This window comes from Hymenobacter terrestris, from assembly GCF_013377905.1.
GTDB lineage: Bacteria > Bacteroidota > Bacteroidia > Cytophagales > Hymenobacteraceae > Hymenobacter > Hymenobacter terrestris.
Window position 1 is genome coordinate 55,338 of the sequence record NZ_JABKAV010000002.1, and the last position, 19,565, is coordinate 74,902.

General features: G+C 59.9%; 12 protein-coding genes and 1 tRNA gene. 4 read left to right on the forward strand and 9 right to left on the reverse strand.

All coding sequences use genetic code 11. The features are described 5' to 3' along the window. Positions 1–94: 94 nt before the first annotated feature. The 3 genes from HW556_RS01105 to HW556_RS01115 form a co-directional block, all read right to left on the reverse strand. The gene (locus HW556_RS01105) at positions 95–1,108 is read right to left on the reverse strand and encodes an NYN domain-containing protein (RefSeq protein ID WP_317170460.1); all 1,014 of its coding nucleotides are present in this window, start codon (positions 1,106–1,108) and stop codon (positions 95–97) included. 619 nt (positions 1,109–1,727) lie between these two features. After that, entirely contained in the window at positions 1,728–2,468 is a 741-nt protein-coding gene (locus tag HW556_RS01110; protein WP_176897182.1) for a metal-dependent hydrolase, read from the reverse strand. 186 nt (positions 2,469–2,654) lie between these two features. Beyond that, complete coding sequence (locus HW556_RS01115) at positions 2,655–2,870, reverse strand: hypothetical protein (protein ID WP_176897184.1); 216 nt, start codon at positions 2,868–2,870, stop codon at positions 2,655–2,657. Between the two features lie 233 nt (positions 2,871–3,103). Between HW556_RS01115 and mfd the strand changes: the two genes are divergently transcribed. Beyond that, positions 3,104–6,652 carry a transcription-repair coupling factor gene (mfd, locus tag HW556_RS01120; protein WP_176897186.1) on the forward strand — a complete coding sequence of 1,183 codons (3,549 nt, stop codon included), beginning with the start codon at positions 3,104–3,106 and terminating at the stop codon, positions 6,650–6,652. Positions 6,653–6,710: 58 nt separating this feature from the next. On the opposite strand, the gene HW556_RS01125 is transcribed toward mfd, so the two are convergent. The 4 genes from HW556_RS01125 to HW556_RS01140 all read right to left on the reverse strand — a co-directional run bounded on the left by HW556_RS01125 (position 6,711) and on the right by HW556_RS01140 (position 11,220). Beyond that, complete coding sequence (locus HW556_RS01125) at positions 6,711–7,313, reverse strand: DUF4276 family protein (RefSeq protein ID WP_176897189.1); 603 nt, start codon at positions 7,311–7,313, stop codon at positions 6,711–6,713. A gap of 1 nt (position 7,314) precedes the next feature. Then, on the reverse strand, positions 7,315–8,562 hold the full coding sequence (locus HW556_RS01130; protein ID WP_176897191.1) for an AAA family ATPase: 1,248 nt from the start codon (positions 8,560–8,562) through the stop codon (positions 7,315–7,317). Positions 8,563–8,838: 276 nt separating this feature from the next. Next, a complete protein-coding gene (locus HW556_RS01135) occupies positions 8,839–9,378 on the reverse strand; it encodes a fasciclin domain-containing protein (RefSeq protein ID WP_176897193.1) in 540 nt (179 codons plus the stop codon). A 336-nt stretch (positions 9,379–9,714) separates the two neighbouring features. After that, on the reverse strand, positions 9,715–11,220 hold the full coding sequence (locus HW556_RS01140; protein ID WP_246289478.1) for a nicotinate phosphoribosyltransferase: 1,506 nt from the start codon (positions 11,218–11,220) through the stop codon (positions 9,715–9,717). Between the two features lie 91 nt (positions 11,221–11,311). On the opposite strand from HW556_RS01140, the gene HW556_RS01145 reads away from it, so the two are divergent. Then, entirely contained in the window at positions 11,312–12,010 is a 699-nt protein-coding gene (locus tag HW556_RS01145) for a response regulator (RefSeq protein WP_176897195.1), read from the forward strand. A gap of 621 nt (positions 12,011–12,631) precedes the next feature. Here the strand turns inward: HW556_RS01145 and HW556_RS01150 are convergent. After that, positions 12,632–12,703: transfer RNA gene (locus HW556_RS01150), tRNA-Arg, on the reverse strand. Positions 12,704–12,802: 99 nt separating this feature from the next. Here HW556_RS01150 and HW556_RS01155 point away from each other — a divergent pair. Beyond that, a complete protein-coding gene (locus HW556_RS01155; protein WP_176897197.1) occupies positions 12,803–13,975 on the forward strand; it encodes a DUF2652 domain-containing protein in 1,173 nt (390 codons plus the stop codon). Positions 13,976–14,159: 184 nt separating this feature from the next. Here HW556_RS01155 and HW556_RS01160 read toward each other — a convergent pair whose 3' ends face one another. Next, positions 14,160–15,401 carry a Pycsar system effector family protein gene (locus tag HW556_RS01160; RefSeq protein ID WP_176897199.1) on the reverse strand — a complete coding sequence of 414 codons (1,242 nt, stop codon included), beginning with the start codon at positions 15,399–15,401 and terminating at the stop codon, positions 14,160–14,162. Between the two features lie 247 nt (positions 15,402–15,648). On the opposite strand from HW556_RS01160, the gene HW556_RS01165 reads away from it, so the two are divergent. Further along, complete coding sequence (locus HW556_RS01165; RefSeq protein ID WP_246289479.1) at positions 15,649–19,557, forward strand: metallophosphoesterase; 3,909 nt, start codon at positions 15,649–15,651, stop codon at positions 19,555–19,557. Positions 19,558–19,565: the final 8 nt, after the last annotated feature.

A 19,565-nucleotide genomic window follows, 5' to 3' on the forward strand; every position in this document is an offset into this window, starting at 1 on the left:
CTCGATTGAGTGCGGGGCCTTCTTTTAGCTGAAATTGTTGGGTCTTCTCGAACGAGAGCTGACAGCTATAAGCTCTCAACTAACGGCTCAAAAACTACAGACGCTCGGGCGAGCTGGCCGATTCGTGCTCCTCGTGCTCGTCGCCGTAGTTATCGTCGTCATCGTCCTCTGCACCATCCGGAATTTCGGGGGCATCGACTTTGCGCACATTGCGGGCGCAGTCCTCGTCGCGGTGGTTGCGGCCGACGGTGAACTCCACCCAGTCGCCTTCCTGCAGCTCGTTGAAGTCGCCCTCCGACATATCAGCGTAGCTGAAGAACAGGTTGTTGGGCGGCATCACCACGAAGCCGAAGCCGTTTTTGAGGTTTTTGATGGTGCTCATGCCTATCGTGCCAACCGGGCCGGCAGCCGTGGGACCGGTGGGGCGCACAGGCTTGGTGCTAGGGAAAGCGGCCGGCTCAGGCGTGTTCACAAACAGCGACTCAATCAGGTCGTCGCCATCGGTGAGGCCCTGGTCGATGATTTCGTGCATCTGTACCGGGTAGGTAGCTTGGTCGAGCAGCTGTTGCGAGGCGCGGGTAACGCGGTTTTCGCCTTTGAAATCGGTGTATTTAAAGTCCCAGTTGAGCAGCATAACGCGCGTGCCCACGGTGTTCAGCTTCTTGATGAGGGGCGCGTAGTCCGAGTCGCCGGCGATAAGTACCACCACGTCGAGGCTCTTGTGGATGGACAGCTCCAGGGCTTCGAGCGAAAGCCACACATCGATTCCCTTTTCCTGCAGACGACCGTCGCGGGTTTTCAGGGGCATGTAGTGGGTGGCAATGCCCATGTTCATGAGAATATCGTCGAGCAGCCGGTCGTGGAACAGACGGTCCTTGTCGCGGGCTTCCGTAGCCGAAAGGCGTCCGCGGAAGAAGTGCGAGTCGATGATCTGGCTCAGACGCACGTCGACGTCCTCTTCCTCGGCTACCTGATGGCGGATAAACTCATGCAGGCCCTCGAGGCTGATCCGGGCTTTCCGGTCGTGCTGGAAGTAGTAGTAATCACTGATTTTCAGGAAATAATTACCGTCATAAAAAATACCAATCCTGATCAGCGGGCTATTCATCTGGTTCATAAAGAAATCTGGTTAAGCGCGAAAAAAGAGAGCGGTGCGGTTGCGGACGAGAGAAAACGAATGGCCAACTACGTAGCAGAAGGCGGAGTAAAGATACGGGTTACTACGGTTTCGTTATAGTAATAATCCATAGCCGGAATGCAACACCTGATTCGGGTAGGAGGATGAAGCGCTGGCCAAACCACTCTACCGGGCCACTAATTGGCGGATTGGAAGGCCGCGGTTATTGAGCTTATTACAGGAATTACTACCGGCAACTGATTGATAAGGCCCTCTATAGCATTGTTACAAACTGTGGTGCAATACTATAGTATATCCAGCGTTTAAGCCAGTTCAAAAAATACATATTTCTTAATATTCCCTGACTGACCACATCTGGTTGCTTTACTGGTCACTGCATTCTGCCGAAGGTTCTTGTGTAAATACAATTTTACATGTCGCGCACGCCGACCTCCTTGAGGAAGGCATGCGTTAGGCTATGGAAAGGTAGGTTCCAACAACGCGGCTAGCCGAAAAATTCGGCCAAACGCTTCATTTCACAGTTCAACCTATCATTACAGCAGACAAACAGAGTGATCTTACTGACCAGTAACGCCGATGGCTTTGCTGCTTAGAACTCCAGCCGGCTCACCACCAACCCCAGTACCAACGCCCCATACACGGCGCAGATAATCACTTCGAGCAGATTACCGCTCTTGGAGCCAGTGCGGATAAGCGGGATGCCCAGGCTGGTATCGGCCAGGGGCATAAACCACTTCACGCCGGCCTTGGTGAGCGAGTCGGCCAGCAGATGCGACACATAACCGCCCCCGGCAAACAGGGCCACGCCGTGCCAGCCCAGGCTTTGGTTGGCCAAGTGCCCGATGTAGGTCCAGGCGGCGGCGGCCCAGAGCGTGTGGGTGTAAGTACGGTGGCTGGTAAACGGAGCCAGAGAAATGAAGCAGCCCAGCATGCTCAGCCACACAAAACCGGTGTAAAGGCCCGCCACCACTGTGCAAAGACCCGTGAACAGCAATGCCAGCTTGCGGGTGGTTTCGCCCTGCATGGCCGCGCCCACCAGCCCGAAGGCCAGGGCCACCGTGAAAGCCAGCCGCCGGTCGGAACCGGGCGTGAGCTGCCATTGCGCGTAAGCGGCCACCACGGCAGCCACTGCTATAAAGGCCCAGCGCACGTAGTTCTGAGCGAAACCCAGGCGCTTGCTGAGGCGCGAGCTGGGGTGGTCGAGGTCGGGAGCCAGGGCCGAGAAGCCCGCCAGGGCAATGCCGGCCGGCGAGAACGGCACGCCCGGCACGAGGCCCGCCACGGCCACGCCGGTAATCAGGCCAATGGCCAAATGAGAAGAACCGCGCAATTTTAGAGATTTGGGGATTAACGGTTACAAAAGAACGTCATGCTGAGCGAAGGCGCAGCCGTAGTCGAAGCATCTATACCGAAATGGTAATTCTGTCGTCAATAATTACTACTGCGGTAGAGATGCTTCGACTTCGCTCAGCATGACGTTCTTTTGTAACCGTTAATCCCCTATCACCTCTGACCGCTAAAAACTGCCGCCGCTGCCTTTTAGGCCGTTGTGCATATCCTGCACCTGGTTTTCGAGGTGGGTGAGGCACTGGCGGAAGGCATCTTCTGCCTCCGACTGTTCTTGTCGAGGCAGGGGGCCATCCTGGCGCACATGCTCGCTGATGAGGCGTAGCTGCTGCACCATCCCGTCCCACTCTTCGTTGCTACCTGCTGCTGTCTGCTTGTCTGCCATAGCTTTAGGTGCGGAGCTCGGCCCCGGTGCCGCGTGAAGAGGGAAGGTACGAAGGGAACAAGTAAAAGCGGTGGAAACTTTCGGGGGCCGCTGACGGTATTGACTAGCGCGCCACCCGCGCCGTGTGCCCGTACTGCCCGACCGGATTTTCCTCCGGCCGGGCTTCTACCGTTGCTGGCCGCACTACTTTAGCCGCGCCTTTATCCTGACATTCGCCTTAGCCGCTTCGCCCTTTGCAGGTTTCCGACTTCCTCAAGCTCTACCTCCTCGACCCCACCGTGCTGACCGTGGGCGCCCGCCTCAATCCGGCCACCCGCCGCTCCCTCGGCAAGGCCGCCAATCAGGCCGAGGCCCCCGCCCGGCTGCATTTGCGCGGGCTGGTAGGTTCGCAGGATGCTGTGCTGGCCGCCGCGCTGCACCACAACTACCCCCAGCAGCCTCAGCTCTTCATCCTGCACGACCGCGACGAGGCCGCCTACTTCCTGGCCGACCTCCAGCACCTGCTGCCCGACGAGGACCCCCTGATGTTCCCCAGCTCATACAAGCGCCCCTACGCCTTCGACGAGACGGAAAATGCCAACGTGCTGATGCGGGCCGAAGTGCTGAACCGGCTGAATACGCGCACCCAAAACGAGGCTGCTCCACCGGCCAAGGCAAAAGCGTCGGCTGCTCATGTTCCTGCTAAAGATTCGGCCAGCGGGCCTGCCGGGGCGGAATCGGCGGACGCTTCTGCGCTAAAGGAGAAGGAGCTAACCGGGGCCCTCATCGTTACTTACCCCGAGGCGCTGTTCGAGAAGGTGATCAACAAGAAAAGCCTGGTGGCCAACACGTTCATTGTGAAGGTAGGCGACCGGCTCGACGTGAACTTCATCAGCGAGATGCTGGCCGAGTACGACTTCGAGCGGAGCGACTTCGTGTACGAGGCCGGCCAGTTCGCGGTGCGCGGCGGTATCGTGGACATCTTCAGCTACGCCAACGAGCTGCCCTACCGCATCGAGCTGTTCGGGGATGAGGTGGAGACGATTCGCACGTTTGACCCCGAGAGCCAGCTTTCCGTGGACAAGAAAAGCCAGGTGAGCATCATTCCGAACGTGCAGACCAAGCTGCTGCAGGAGACCCGGGAGGCGTTCCTCGACTTTATTCCGGGCGATACGGCCATTTGGGCCAAGGACCTGCGCCAGACGCTGGACGTGGTAACCGAATCGTTTGAGCGGGCCGAGGCCAACTTCCAGCAGCTGATGGCCGGGGCCGCGGGCATGCAGATTGTGAGCAAGCCGGCCGACTTGTTCGAGTCGGGCAAGAGCTTTAAGAAGCTGCTGGAGGGCTTTGCGGTGGCCGAGTTCGGCAAGCGGTTCTACTTCAAGACCGGCGAGGCTTTCCAGTTCACGGCCAAGCCGCAGCCCAGCTTCAACAAGGATTTTGGGCGGCTGGTGAAGAACCTGCACGAAAACCAGCTGAGCGGCTACACCAATATCATTGCGGCCGAATCGGTGCGGCAGGCCGACCGGCTGCGCACGATTTTCGACGAGCTCGATAACAACGTGCAGTTCCAGCACCTGCTGATGGGTTTGCGCGAGGGCTACATCGACGACACCCTCAAGCTGCTCGTGTACACCGACCACCAACTGTTCGAGCGGTTTTACCGGGCCCAGGAGGGCCGCAAGTTCTCCAAGAAAAAGGCCCTCACGCTCAAAGAATTGCGCACGCTGGTGCCCGGCGACTACGTGACCCACCAGGACTACGGCATTGCCCGGTTCGCGGGCCTCACCCAGGTCGAAATAAATGACCGGATGCAGGAAGCCATCCGGCTGATTTACCGGGATGATGACGTGCTGACTGTCAGCATTCACGCTTTGCACAAGATTGCCAAATATAGCGGGGCCGAGGGCACGCCGCCCACCATGAGCAAGCTGGGCTCGCCGGAGTGGGAAAACAAGAAAAAGGCTGTTAAGAAGAAGGTAAAGGACATTGCCGCCGAGCTGATCCGGCTGTATGCCAAGCGCAAAACCGCGCCCGGCCACGCCTTCGCCCGCGACTCGTTTATGCAGGCTGAGCTCGAATCGAGCTTCATTTACGAAGACACCCCCGACCAGGGCAAGGCCACCGAAGACGTGAAGCACGACATGGAGCAGCCCCACCCCATGGACCGGCTGATTTGCGGCGACGTGGGCTTCGGCAAGACGGAAATAGCCATCCGGGCCGCGTTTAAGTCGGTGGCCGATGGCAAGCAGGTGGCCGTGCTGGTGCCCACCACCATTCTGGCCATGCAGCACTACAAAACGTTTCGGGAGCGGCTCTCGAACCTGCCCGTGACGGTGGAGTATGTGAACCGCTTCAAGAGCACCAAGCAGATAAAGGAGACGCTGGGCCGGGTAGCCGAGGGCAAAACCGATATCCTCATCGGCACCCACCGCCTCACCAACAAAGACATCAAGTTCAAAGACCTGGGCCTGCTCATTATCGATGAGGAGCAGAAGTTCGGCGTGAAAACCAAGGACAAGCTCAAGGAGCTGAAGGTGAACGTGGACACGCTCACGCTCTCGGCCACGCCCATTCCGCGCACCCTGCACTTCTCGCTGATGGGGGCCCGCGACCTGAGCGTGATTGCCACGCCCCCGCCCAACCGCCAGCCGGTGCAAACCGAGCTGCACGTGTTCGACGAAATCCTGATTCGCGACGCCGTGGCCCGCGAAATCAAGCGCGGCGGGCAGGTGTTTTTCGTGCATAACCGCGTGAAGGATATCGAGGAAATGGCCGCCATGGTGCTGCGCCTCGTGCCCGATGCCCGCATCACCTACATTCATGGGCAGATGGAGGGCGACCAGCTCGAAAAGCGCATGATGAAGTTCGTGGACGGCGACTACGACGTGCTGGTGAGCACCAACCTCATCGAAAGCGGCCTCGACATTGCCAACGCCAACACCATCATCATCAACCGCGCCCACATGCACGGCCTGAGCGACTTACACCAGATGCGGGGCCGCGTGGGCCGCTCCAACAGAAAGGCCTACTGCTACCTGCTCACGCCCCCGGTGGCCGGTTTGCCCTCTGATGCCCGCAAGCGCCTGAGCACGCTCGAAGAATTCTCCGACCTCGGCGACGGCTTCAAAGTGGCCATGCGCGACCTCGACATCCGGGGCGCGGGCAACCTACTGGGCGGCGAGCAGTCGGGCTTCATCAACGATTTGGGCTTCGAAACCTACCACCAGATTCTCGACGAGGCCGTGACCGAGCTCAAGGAAACTGAGTTCCGCGACCTGTTCCTCGGCGACCCCACCCAGCGCCTGCAGCAGGCCGCCGCCACGGCCGGTCCCAGCGAGTGCAGCATCGAAACCGACCTGCAGGTGCTGATTCCGGACGGCTACGTGAGCAACGTGTCGGAGCGGCTGCAGCTCTACAGCAAAATGGACCGGGCCAAAGGCCCCGAGCAGCTGCGCAAGCTGCTGGCTGGCATGATTGACCGCTTCGGTCCGCTGCCCGAGGAGGTGGAACAGCTGGCCGACATCGTGCGCCTGCGCTGGCAGGGCCGCCACGCCGGCTTCGAGCGCCTCACCTACAAGAAGAACGTGCTTAAAGGCTACATCGCAGCCGAAAACAACGCGGCCTACTTCCAGAGCGACACCTTCGGCAACATCCTCTCCTACGTGCAGACCCACCCCAACTCGGCCACCCTCAAAGAGCGCAAGCAGCAGCTCATCCTCAGCCTCGAAAACGTAACCAGCGTGGCGGCGGCCAAGCGCCTGCTCAGCGAGCTAGGCAGCGAGGAGCCGGTGGGGGTGTAAATCTAATTTCAACGCAAAAAGGCCGCGTTTCCAATCTGGAAGCGCGGCCTTTTTAAATTTATAAGTGAGTCAGTCCCTGCCGGAAATATTGAAAGCTGGGTGACTGATTTCTGTCTGGGTCCAAATGCGGAGCAATGGTTTCGGCCCATTCTACTTTGGCTTTACCGACCAGATAATACTTACCCTGTTGCAACACGCGCCACAGCGTTTCCCAAGTATCGGCAATGGCATCGGGGTCATTGCCTAGGCCACCGAAATGTTGCGGGCGCACCCGCGGATACGCCGCCTGAATAGCGGCTCGGTCGCCCAAAAACCAGGCTTCCAGCTCCTGCACGGCTAAGCGGGTGAGGATGCAGAAGGGCTGGCCGGGGCCAGCGGTGGTTTTGGTTAGCAGGCCACCATCGGCTACTATCTTTTCCAGCTCGGACTTGCGGCGCCGGCAGTCGGTGTCGGCGTCCATCAGGATAACCACCCGCAAATCGGGCTGGTGAGGCAGCTGGCGGGCGTAGGTTTTCAGCCGGCCGGGCAAACGCTGGAACAGATCGGTTTTGCCGCGGTGCGGGAAGCAGGCCCACGTAGCACCGGGCGGCAACAACTTGGGCAGCAGAATATCCAACGCTGCTTTCGCCGATTCTTCTTCGAGGAGAAACTCGATGTGCATACTACCGGGCCGCAGGGGTGCGAGGAGTCAACGGGTCGCCGAGGCGGAAGAAGTTGCTGGTCCAGAGGTAGCCCAGCGGCGAGCCGTCTTCTACCAGCTCTTTCACCTGCGGAATATCCGCAGTGCGCGTAGCCTGAGTGTAGCCATCGTCGCCCCGGTGCAGAATCCAGACCTGCTCCGGCTCCAACGCATCGAGCAGAAATGGCGAGTGAGTAGCCACCAGCAACTGCCGCGTGTCGGTGGCCTTCAGCAACTCCTCGGCCAAGCGCGGTAAAAGGCGCGGGTGCAGTTCGTTTTCCGGTTCCTCAATCCCCAGCAGCCCAGTAGCGTTGGGCTCGTAGAGCAGCGTTAGCAGCGCCGCCAGCCGCATGGTGCCATCCGACATGTACTGGGCCGGCAACGGCTTCTCAAACGCCGCATCTTTGAAGCGGAGCAGTAGGCGCTCATCGGAGGTTATTTCCGGCACCACATCGGCCAGCTGCGGCACCCAGCGCCGGAGCTGTGCCGTGATGCGGGCCAGCGTTTCGGGGTGCTTCTCGTGCAGGTAGTACAGCACATTGGGCAGGTTGTCGCCGTTATCCGAGAGCTTCTCCCGCGGCCCGGCATCGGAGTAGCCCTTCAGGTGGTCGTCGGTGAGGTGGATGTAGCGGTAGGATCGAAATAAACTTGCTAGTTCTGAATCTATACCTACCACTTGGCCTTCTTCTGTTCGGTTAAACAGGTGTGAATAATATAGGTAGGGATTCTTCCCAGGAATAATTCGCATCTGGTCGTCTGTATCGCTATAATAAGCGTTTCTGACGACGGCCCCTCTAACATCACCATGTGGTTTAGTAAGTACTGGCTGGTTTGCGTAGAATAATCTGATCATAGTTGATCCAGTTATCCAAAAAACTTCATTGGCAACATCAAGTTGATCTTCTTGCTCAATAAAGCTCACTTCGTAGTGGACACGAGTATTTTTTGATAGAAGCGCACCCACCTCAAACTCAATCGGTCCTTCCTGCCCACGCGTCCGTATGCCGGCGAAGCGGTTACGCTTTTCCCAGGCTTGTTGCAGGTTACCGCTCACCGCTTCGGCCAGAAACGCCAGCGCGTCGAGGATAGTGGATTTACCGCTACCGTTAGGACCGATGAACACCGTCAGCGGCGTCAGGTCGCGTAGTTCCACGTCGCGCAGTGCGCGGTAGTTTTTGATACGTAGATAAGTGAGACGAGGGTAGCCGGGGGCCGCGGCAGTATCAGACATGAGGCAAGGCGGTAGTTGCTACAAAGTACGGGGTTTGGCAGGATGTACGTTGAATCGCTCCGCTTTACCCAGTTATCCCAATTATACAACGGACGAAGCTGGCGATGCTCCAAGCCACTCTGACCGTGCTCGACCAGCATGCCCGCCGCTCGGGGGCCGGTGAGTGTAGCACGGCAAGTTGGGGCTTCACCATTCGGGATTTGTGCTAACCAGCCCTCTGCTCACAAAAAAAGGCCGCCCGAATCGGGCGGCCTTTCTTATGCTGGATTCCGGCGCTTATTTGGCGGGCATCAGCACGGTATCGATGGAGTGCACCACGCCATTGGTGGTTTTGATATCCGCTTTCGTGACGGTGGCCTTGCCGCCTTTGGCATCCGTGAGGGTCACGGTGCCGCCTTTTACGCCCACGGTCAGCGACTCGCCCTGCACCGTCTTCACTACCTGGCCGTCTTTGAGGTCGGCGGCCATCACGTTGCCGGCTACTACGTGGTAAGACAGCAGGTTGGCCAGCTTCTTTTTGTTGGCGGGCTCTAGCAGCGTGGTCACGGTGCCAGCGGGCAACTTGTCGAAGGCCGCGTTATCGGGGGCGAATACCGTGTAGGGGCCGGCGCCCTTGGCCTGGTCGGCGAGGCCGGCGGCACCCAGCGCCGTAAGCAGCGTGCTGTGGTTGGGCGAAAGGGCCGCGCTGGCGGCCAGATCCTTACCGGTCGAAGCCGTGGCGGCAGGAGAAGCCATAGCCTGGGCCGAAGCCGCTTCGGTGCCGCCTACATACAGTAGCCCGGCCAACAGGAGAGCGAACAATGGTTGCTTTTTCATAGGAATTTGGAAGGAATTGGAATGAGTGAAACACCAGATGCGCGGGCACCCAGTCGTCTTCAACAGCCAACACACCGGATTGTCGCTGATTGCCAAAATCTTGTAAATGAGTTGGTAAGCCTCCTTCGGTCGGCCCGCAAAACAATCAACCCAGCAGCACGGAGTAAGAAGTGGGAAGCGAGAAAAAAGCACGTCATTCTGAGCGGAGCGCAGTCGAAGAATCTCTACTGCTTCGTTGCAAGCAGCAGGATTACCACTGCGGTAGAGATTCTTCGACTGCGCTCCGCTGCGCTCAGAATGACATTCCTTTTTTGCTCGTTCTGTCCCCCCCCCCTCCTACGCCTCTTCCAGCCCGCGCTTTTCCAGAATCAGGCGGTTGCGGTAGTCGTAAAGGGTTTCTTCGAGGCCCACGGGGTAGGTGTGGGGGTTGAGGAAGCGGCGGATGCTGGGGTCGAGGGCCAGCACCTCGCGGTGGGCGCGGGCGCGGCTTTCGTCCAGCGTGGGCAGCGGCTGCACCAGCCGGCCCCGCCGAAACACCGGCTCCAGCAGCTCGCGCGAGGGCGTTTCGGGGCGCACCACGCGGCGGCGGGAGGCGTCGAGCGGGTCGATGATGGTGTGCGGGACATCGGATAGCGGCTCGGCCGTATTGTAGAGCATATCGGCGCGGGGCTGGCCCTTCTCGCTCTGGTAGCGGCGCACCTGCAGGATACCGGGGATGCTGGTTTTGGCCAGCTGCTCGCTCAGCTTGATGGTGAAATCCCAGCCCGAGTCGTCGGGTTTGCGCAGGGCCGCCAGCTTGTACACGCCCCCCAGCGCCGGCTGGTCGTAGGCCGTAACCAGCTGCGTGCCGATGCCCCAGGTGTCAATCTTCGCCCCCTGCGACTTGAGGCTGGTAATCAGGTTTTCCTCCAAGTCGTTGCTGGCCACGATGCGCACGTTGGGGAAGCCCGCCTCGTTGAGCAGCTCCCGCGCCTCACGACTCAGGTAGGCCAGGTCGCCCGAGTCGAGGCGGATGCCGCCCAGCTCGTGCCCCTCGGCGCGCATGGCGCGGGCCACCTTAATAGCCTTGCGCACGCCTTCCAGCGTGTCGTAGGTATCCACCAGAAACACCGAGTCGTCGGGGAAGGCCTTGGCGTAGGCGGCAAAGGCCATTTCCTCATCCTCGAAGGCCATTACCCAGCTGTGCGCGTGCGTGCCCTTCACCGGAATACCGAACCGCTGGCCCGCCAGCACGTTGCTGGTGGCATCTACCCCGCCCAAATAAGCGGCCCGGCTGGCCGACAGGCCCCCGTCGGTGCCCTGGGCGCGGCGCAACCCGAACTCCAGCACCGTATCGGAGCCGGCGGCCTCGCGGATGCGGGCGGCCTTGGTGGCAATCAGGGTCTGGAAGTTGACGAGCGTGAGCAGGGCCGTTTCAATCAGCTGGGCCTGTAGCAGCGGCCCCTGCACCCGAATCAGCGGCTCGTTGGCGAAGGCCACCGTACCCTCGGGCATAGCGTCCACGTCGCAGCGGAACTCCATGGTGCGCAGGTAGTCCAGAAACTCCTGCGGGAACATAGCCGTGCCTTTCGCGCCCTGCAGGCTGGCCAGGTAGGTCAGGTCGTCGTCGGAGAACTTCAGGGTTGAGAGGAAGTCGGCCACGTAGGCCAGGCCCGCGGCCACGGCGTAGCCGCCCTTGAACGGCGGGCGGCGGAAGTAGAGGTGAAACACGGCTTCGCGGTCCTGCAGACCCTGCTGCCAGTAACCGTAGGCCATGGTAAGCTGATACAAATCGGTGAGCAGGCTAAGCGAGGGCGCGTAGAGGCCCGAAAGGGGAGCTGGGTTCATGGGCAGTAAAGGCATTGGGAGCTCAAGCTTACGCAGATAATTTAATTCGGGCCCGCCCGCCGCGCTTTTCCTGCTATACTTGCATCCCTGCACTAGCTGCTACCCGATGATTCGAATTCTACTCGCCGACGACCACACCATTCTGCGCGACGGTATCCGGGCCCTGCTGGAGCAGGAGGCCGACCTGCAGGTGGTGGGCGAGGCCGCCAACGGTCAGGCCCTGCTGGAGCTGCTGGCCCACACCCCCGCCGACCTGGTACTGCTCGACGTGAACATGCCCGTGCTCGATGGCTTTGGGGTGATGCCGCAGCTCCGGGCGCAGTTTCCGGAGGTGCGGGTGCTGGTGCTGTCCATGCTCAACCACGAAAACTACGTGCACCGCATGATTGAAGCCGGAGCGCTGGGCTACGTGCTTAAAAACGCCGACAGCACCGAAATCATCCACGCCATCCGGACGGTGGCGGCCAACCAGCACTTCCTGTGCACCGAAATCGGACTGAACCTGCTGCGCCGCCTGGTGGAGCGCACGCCCGCCCCCGACCCGTTGGCGACTATGCCCTACCTCAACCCCAACAGCTGGCCCGCCTCGGCGGCCGCGCCCGCCACGCACACAGAGCTATCGGGCCGCGAGCTGGAGGTGCTGCAGCTGATTGCCGAGGGCTTCACCAACCAGGAAATTGCCGACAAGCTATTTGCCAGCAAGCGCACCATCGAAACCCACCGCCAGAACATCATCGAGAAAACCCAGACCAAAAACACCGCCGCTCTCATCCGCTACGCCATGAGCACGGGGTTGATTGGGTGAAGCAGTCGGGCTGCCGTCCCGTTGCCGGGGCACTCCGCGGCTGATGGATTGATGGCTTACATACTGGTGTTAATTATATTATATATATATATTGTTTTATAATTCACTTAATCCCCGTTCGCTATGACTGATGAGTCCACTACAATCGAAACCACCGTTTCCGCAGAGCACTGGGACAAGATGGTCGGTTTCTACACCCGCCTACTCGGCGAGCCCCAGCAACAGAACGACTCCGAGGCCCTCTTCGCTTCCCCCGACGACGGCTTGATGCTGCAGCTGGTCAGGGAGGATACTGAGCGGGCTTTGGCTGCTCTCGCTCCGAATTTCACACTTCTGGGGGGCATAATAATGGACCGGCTAGAGCCCAGGAAGCCCACGAAATCATTAGGCGTCGACTGGGCCATACAGAGTTGATGAGGCCCATTTCGTTGGGTCCGGAACCCAATAAATGCACTATATCATTAGTTCTGAGTGGTAATATCCGTGGAGGTGGTATGGCAGGTCATTTAGAATGTATCGTTCACAACCCCAACTGGTAAGTAGGTTAGCAGTTGCAATAATCAGATTCGACAGCAGTAAAAGCAAAAAAACCGCTTCTCCGAATGGAGAAGCGGTTTTATGTAGCCGCGACGGGAATCGAACCCATATCAAGCGTTTAGGAAACGCTCGTTTTATCCATTAAACTACGCAGCCGGGTGCTCCGAGGCCCAAAGGTACGCCGAAAGCGTAGGCGGGCCAAATGGCGCGTATCTTCGGCGGGCGGCGCTACGCAGGTGCCTTTATTCGATTTTTATGGGCGTACTGGAAGACTTACGGGCCAGAAGGCGGCGGATCGGCACCGTGGCCACCTCGGCCTTCGATGGGCAGCAGCCGGCGCTGCTTTTCATTCCCGATATCAGCGGCTTTACGCGCTTCATCGAGCAGTCGGGCAGCCCGCAGGCCCCGTTTCTGGTGGCCGATCTGCTCGAAATCCTCATCGAGGCGAATACGCTGGAGCTCGAAGTAAACGAGATTCAGGGTGATGCCGTGCTGTTTTACCGGCTCGGCCCGCCTCCTTCGGCCCGCGAGCTGGTGCAGCAGTGCCGCCGCATCTACCTCGATTTCCAGAACTACCTGCTGCTGGTGGAGCAGGACACCGACTCGGACCTGGCCGCCGCCCTACGCGAAATGGTGCTCACGCTTAAAATTGTGGTGCACTACGGCCGCGTGAGCGTGGCCCGCATCCGCCACCACACCAAGCTGATGGGCCACGACGTGATTGTGGTACACCGGCTGCTGAAAAACGACATTTCCGGCGCCGAGTACATCCTGCTTACCGAGGGCTACACGAATACCCAACCGCGGGCCAACCTGGCCCGCGCCTTCGCCTGGACGCGCCTGCTGCCCGGCTCTACCCACTACGACTACCTGGGCCATACGCCCTATCATTACGCCTACCTCTCACCGCTGCGGCTGCTGCTAAACGCCCCCTCGCTGCCCGGCGCCACCAGTACCAACGAGCCGATGCCCGGCCACAGCGGCCGCCTGAAGGTGCGCCAGTCGCTATGCGTACCGGCCGAGTATGCCCTGCGGGTGGTAAGCGCCCTGCGACTGCGCCACTGCTGGCTGGCCGGAGCTACCGCCAGCCGCTTCGATGTGAGCAAGGCCGGCCGGCTGGGCACGAGCTATAAGGTAGCGCTGCTCAATGGCCAGATTGATTTCCAGACCGTGCAGATATTACGCGACGACGATGGGCGCTACACGTACGTGGAGAAGATTTCACACTTCCGCCTCTTTCCCAACGCCTTGCTTTTCTTTCATTTCGAGCCCGTAACCGAGCGCAACTGCCTGCTCACGCTGGAGCTGCGCTACGGCCACATTGCCAGCAGCTCGCGCCTTATCCGCTTCGGCCAGTTGCGCCGCCTACACCGCTTCCTGGGCCAGTCGCTGCAGGAGCTGGCCCGACTGGTGGCGGGTGGCAGATAAATGGCAAACAGGCAGGCATCCACTCGTAAGCAGTTGTAGACAAACGATGTAGGGGAGGGACTTGCCCCCGCCCGCCGCTGGAACGGTAACACCAAAAATCGTTCAACGGCGGGCGGGAGCAAGCCCCGCCCCTACGTCGTTTATATAGCCCTTCTGCTTGCGGGGCCTTACTGTTGGCGCTACACTACATCTTGTACAGCAGCGCGATACCGAACGAGAGGGCCGTCAGGATCAGGCCTACCATGAAGATGGTGTAGCTCAGGCGCAGCAGGCGGTACTTGCGCGTGAGTACGTCGCCGAGGTAGTACACATCGGTTACCATGTTGGTGTACACCGACTCGCCGTTCTTCATCAGCTCGTGCATCCCGTCCTGAAAATCGTCGAGGCTGAGCTTGCTGAAGTTGCCGAAGAACAGCAGGTTCACGCGGCGGTTGGTGGCAATTTGGGGGCTGCGCTTGAGCCACTTGAAGCTCGTTACATCGGGCTGGGCGCACAGGATGGCCGTAATTACCGAGCCCAGGGCCGTAGCCAGCAGAATGCCCATGGGCACGGCAATGATGGGGTTACGGATAACGCCCACGTTGGTAAGCGCGGCCGAGGTGCCGCCCAGCTTGGCCCCGAAGTAGGTGATGATAAGCGACATGAGCACGGCGTTGAGCGAAATCATCATGCTCGCCTTCTTGTCAGCCATATCCGAGAGCTTCATGTGGTTGCTGTACATGGTCCGGAACATGGTTTCGATGCCCCGCTTGGGCTCGGCGAAGGTGCCTTCGGCTTCCTCCTCCTTCTTTTTGCGCTTTTTCTCGGTTTTCTTGAGGGCCTTGCGCTGGGCCTTGATGTTTTCCTTGAACTGCTCCTCGTAGCGCTTTTTACCCTCCGAAGTGTAGAAGTGGGCATTGGTCAGGAAGTCGAGCTGGCTCTCAGCCCAGTCGGTGTTGCTGAAGGTGCGGCCCAGCGCGGCTTCCCACTCGGCCCGCAGCAGCTCCCCGTTGGCAAAGAAATCTTCACGGCCCATACCGCTCATGTCGGCATCTACGAGCAGCTTTTCCAGCGGTGCGCGGCGCTCGGCCTCGCGGTGCGTGGCCTTAATAACACTTTGTATCAGGGCCACGCGCTCGGGCGGGTAATGCTGGCCGGTCAGCCACTCGCCCGCCAGTTCGGCGCTCCGGAACTCGTGGCCGTCGTAGGTATCAATGTAGCCCACATCATGAAACCAGGCAGCCAGCAGCAGCGCCTCCAGATCGGGGGCTTCCAGTCCGGCGGCCTCACCCAGGGCCCGGGCCTCCTTCACTACCTGGCTCGTGTGCCGGGGCGAGTGGTAAACGAGCTTGGCAGACAGCTTTTCTTCGAGCAGCGCCATCACATGCGCTTTGGCATTCTTGATAATTTCGGCCTTGGCCGGAGACGGGGTAAGAGCAGTTTCCATTGGGAAGAGCGGAGGCACGAGAAGAGTAAGCGGGGGCCGATGGGGCTTACAACGCTATTCGGGCCCGCGAAGTTGGCGCACCGGCCCCAACCGTGCTTCCGCGAATTGCGTAGGGCAGCACACCGGCCTAACCTAAAAGGCATTTGTATCTTGGTTTGGGTAATTTTACAATCTTTTTTGTTGTTCAGCCTATAGCCGGCCTCGCCCGCTACGCTCCGCCCCCGACTTCGCACCCCTGTTTTATTGTATGAACCGAAATTATCTGCTGCTGACTTTGCTGTTGGCCATGTTCGGCGTTACGGCTCCGGCCCTGGCCCAGAAAAAAGCGAAGGATCAGACGCCCCACCTCGAACGACCCAATTACCGCGGGGCCGGGGTCAACTGGGAATCGAAAACCCCGCCCGACACCTCGCGCATTCGCTACTCCATGTTCCTGATTGGCGACGTGGGCAAGCCCGAGCTGGAGTCGAATGGTGGCGAGCCCTCGCTTAACCTGATGCGCAAGCAGATTCTGGGAGCCGGAGCCAAAAGCTCCACCGTGTTTCTGGGCGACAACATCTACGAGTACGGCCTGCCCCCCGTAGGCGCTTCCGACCGCAAAGAGTCGGAGCGGCGCATGGTGGGCCAGCTGAAAACCCTGCGCGACTACGAGGGCGAGAAGTACATGATACCCGGCAACCACGACTGGAAGCAGGGCCAGCGGGGCAGCGTGGCGCAGGTAAACCGCGAGCAGCAGTTCGTAGAGGATTATCTGCGCTCCGACTCGGCCGCCTTCCCCTACACAGGCGACTTCTTTTTGCCCCGCGATGCCTGTCCCGGTCCGGTCGAAATCCGGCTGCAGGATGATCTGGTGATGATTGCTATCAACTCGCAGTGGTTTCTGCAGCCCGCCGGCGACCGGCCGGCCGGCGGCAACAGCAACTGCGGCGTGGCCAACGAAACCGACTTCTTTACCCGCCTCGAAGACATTATCCAGCGCAACGCCGGCAAAAACATTGTGGTCGTGGCCCACCATCCACTGTATTCCGATGGTATTCATGGGGGCTACTTTACCCTCGGCGACCATATTTTCCCGCTCTCCATTGTTTATAAGTACGCCTACCTGCCGCTGCCCGTCATCGGCTCCATCTACCCGTTTGCCCGCAAGTACGGCGGCGTAAGCCAGGACATTCCGCACCCCGCCTACCAGGCCTACAAAAAGGGGCTGACAGATATCTTCGAGAAGTACCCCAACATTGTATACGCCGCCGGCCACGAGCACAACCTGCAGTATTTCAAAACGGGCACCCTCAACCACATTGTAAGCGGCTCGGGCTGCAAAACCCAGCACGTAAAACCCGGCTCGGGCGGCACTGCCGAATTCTCCGACAAGGAGAAAGGCTTTGCCCGCGTGAATTATTATGACAACGGCGAGGTGTGGGTAGAGTACTATGTGCCCGAAGGCACCGGCGACAACGGCCGCCTTGTGTTCCGTACGCCCATGTACGCCCGCCAGGCCGAGGTGGCCGTGGCCGAACAGCCCAGCAACGGCCTGCCCGTCAACCGCCCCGATTACCGCGACTCGACCATTACGGTGGCTGTTAATACGCGCTACGCCGACCGGGGCAAGTTTCATAAGTTTCTGTTTGGTGAGCACTACCGCAAAGAGTGGGCTACGCCCGTCACGTTTCCGGTGCTCGACCTGGCCACTGAAAAGGGTGGCCTGACGCCCTACAAAGTGGGTGGCGGCAAGCAGACCACATCGTTGAAGCTGCGCAACGAAGAAGGCCGCCTATTCAGCTTCCGCGGTATTGATAAGGACCCGGCGGCCGTGCTACCGGCCGCACTGCGCACTGGTGCAGCGGCCGATGTGCTACAGGACCAGATTTCGGCTCAGCACCCCTACGCTGCCATTGCCCTGGCCCCGCTGGGGTCGGCGGCTGGCATTCTGCACACCAACCCCGAGTTGCGCTACGTACCCCAGGACCCACTGCTGGGCCAATACCTGCCGCGTTTTGGCAACGTTACGGGTACGCTCGAAGAAGATGCCAAGGATGACCAGAGCAATGTAGAAAGCCTGGGCTTTGCCGAAAACCTGGTGGGCACCGACAAAGTGTTTGAACGCATCACCGACGACAACGACAACACCGTAAAGCAAGTGGCTTTTGCCCGCTCGCGCCTGTTTGATATGTGGGTGGGCGACTGGGACCGGCACGAGGACCAGTGGCGCTGGGCCGAGAAAAAAGACAAAGACGGCGACCGGAAATTTACGGCTGTGCCCGAAGACCGCGACATTGCCTTTTTCAAGGGCGACGGCCTGCTGCCGTATCTGGCTTCCCGCAAGTGGGCCATTCGCAACTTCCAGAACTTCGGCTACGACTACGCCGACTGGAAAGGCCTGAACCTGACGGCTCTGAGCAACGACCGCGTGTACTTGGCCGAAGTAACCAAGGAAGAATGGGTAGAGCAGGCCCAGGAAATGAAGGCGGCCCTTACCGATAAGGTGATTGAGGATGCCATCAAGGGCCGCTTCCCGGCCGACATATACGCCCTGCACGGAGCCGAAATTGTGGCCAAGCTGAAAAGCCGCCGCGACCTGCTGCCCCAGGTAGCCGCCGACTACTCGGGCATGCTGAACAAGGTAGCCGAAGTAAAGGGCTCGAAGAAGCGCGAACGGTTTGTGGTGGAGCGCCTACCCGGCAAAACCCGCGTTTCGGTCCAGAAAATCAACAAAGAAGGCGAGCTAACGAAGATGATCTTCGACCGCACCTTCGATAACCAGGAAACCAAGGAGCTGCGCCTGTACGGTTTTGCCGGCGAAGACCAGTATGAGCTGACCGGCGACGTGAAGCAGGGCCCGCTTGTCCGCATCATCGGCGGCATTGAGCGCGACTCGATTGTGGACCGCTCGAACGTGCGCGGGCTGGCCCACCGCCTGCAGGTGTTCGACGCCGACTCGGGCAACGTGATTGTGGCCGGCCCCGATGCCCGCCTGCGCCTGGAGCCCGGCCTCGATGTGAGCCGCTACGATGTGCACTCGCGCGCCGACCGCAAAGACTATACGCTCAACTACTTCGGCCCCACGCTGTATTTCGGCTACAACATTGATGACCGGCTGTTTCTGGGCGGTGGCGCGGTATACCGCACCTATGGCTTCCGCAAGGAGCCCTACGCCACCGAGCAGAGCCTGGCAGCTAACTACTCGCCCTCGCAGAAAGCGTACAATGTGCGCTACCTGGGCCATTTTGTTGATGTGCTCGGCAAGCTCGACCTGCGCGTTAACGCCCAACTCTACGGCCCGCAGTTGCTCTACAACTTCTTTGGCCTGGGCAACGACACCGAGAACACCCTCGCCAACGACGACGGCACCCGCAACCGCGACATCAACGACACCTACCGCATCCGTTTCTCGCGGCTGTACGTGAACCCTATGCTGGAAAAGGAAATCTTCAGCTTCCTCAAGCTCGGCTTCGGCCCCCAGTACGACCAGTTCCGGGTAGACCGCAACCAGATTGGCCGTCAGATTGAAGATGGACTCGATGCGCAGGATAACGGACTGCCCGGCACTGCCGCCGTGGGCATTCGGGGTTCCGATTTCGGGCTTAACCGCTACGTGGGTGGTAAAACCTACCTCAACCTTGATGTGGCTTCTTCGCCCAAAAACCCGCGTATCGGCCTGCGCATCTACAACTCGGCCGAGTACAACCGCCAGTTGGGCGGCGAGAAGCTCAGCTATGGCCGCCTAGCCACCGAAGCCCGGTTCTACCTGTCGCCCAACTTCCCGTTCCAGCTCACCTGGGCCGGCCGTATCGGGGCTACGCGCAACATAGGCGACTACCGCTTCTACCAGGCCAACACGCTGGGCGGCACCACCAACCTGCGCGGCTACCGCCGCACGCGCTACGCCGGCCGCTCGTCGGTGTTTGCTAATGGCGAGGTACGCGTGCAGCTATTCGAGTTCAACGCCTACTTGGTACCAGGCAAGTTCGGCATCCTGGGCCTGACCGATGCCGCCCGGGTGTACTCGCCTTACGACGTGAAGACCGGTGCCAAAGCCTTCCACACAGCTTACGGCGGGGGCATCTGGATTGATGTGCTCAAGCAGGCCGTCATCAACGCTACCTACTCTGTCGGCGAGGAAAACCTTGTATTCGTGGGCTTCGACTTCCTGTTCTAACCCCAAGC

Excerpts from the sequence above, each read along its gene's own strand:
- HW556_RS01105 (WP_317170460.1), bottom strand. The coding sequence starts at position 1,108 with ATGAATAGCCCGCTGATCAGGATTGGTATTTTTTATGACGGTAATTAT.
- HW556_RS01115 (WP_176897184.1), bottom strand. The coding sequence starts at position 2,870 with ATGGCAGACAAGCAGACAGCAGCAGGTAGCAACGAAGAGTGGGACGGG.
- HW556_RS01125 (WP_176897189.1), bottom strand. The coding sequence starts at position 7,313 with ATGCACATCGAGTTTCTCCTCGAAGAAGAATCGGCGAAAGCAGCGTTG.
- HW556_RS01130 (WP_176897191.1), bottom strand. The coding sequence starts at position 8,562 with ATGTCTGATACTGCCGCGGCCCCCGGCTACCCTCGTCTCACTTATCTA.
- HW556_RS01135 (WP_176897193.1), bottom strand. The coding sequence starts at position 9,378 with ATGAAAAAGCAACCATTGTTCGCTCTCCTGTTGGCCGGGCTACTGTAT.
- HW556_RS01140 (WP_246289478.1), bottom strand. The coding sequence starts at position 11,220 with ATGCCTTTACTGCCCATGAACCCAGCTCCCCTTTCGGGCCTCTACGCG.
- HW556_RS01145 (WP_176897195.1), top strand. The coding sequence starts at position 11,312 with ATGATTCGAATTCTACTCGCCGACGACCACACCATTCTGCGCGACGGT.
- HW556_RS01155 (WP_176897197.1), top strand. The coding sequence starts at position 12,803 with ATGGGCGTACTGGAAGACTTACGGGCCAGAAGGCGGCGGATCGGCACC.
- HW556_RS01160 (WP_176897199.1), bottom strand. The coding sequence starts at position 15,401 with ATGGAAACTGCTCTTACCCCGTCTCCGGCCAAGGCCGAAATTATCAAG.
- HW556_RS01165 (WP_246289479.1), top strand. The coding sequence starts at position 15,649 with ATGAACCGAAATTATCTGCTGCTGACTTTGCTGTTGGCCATGTTCGGC.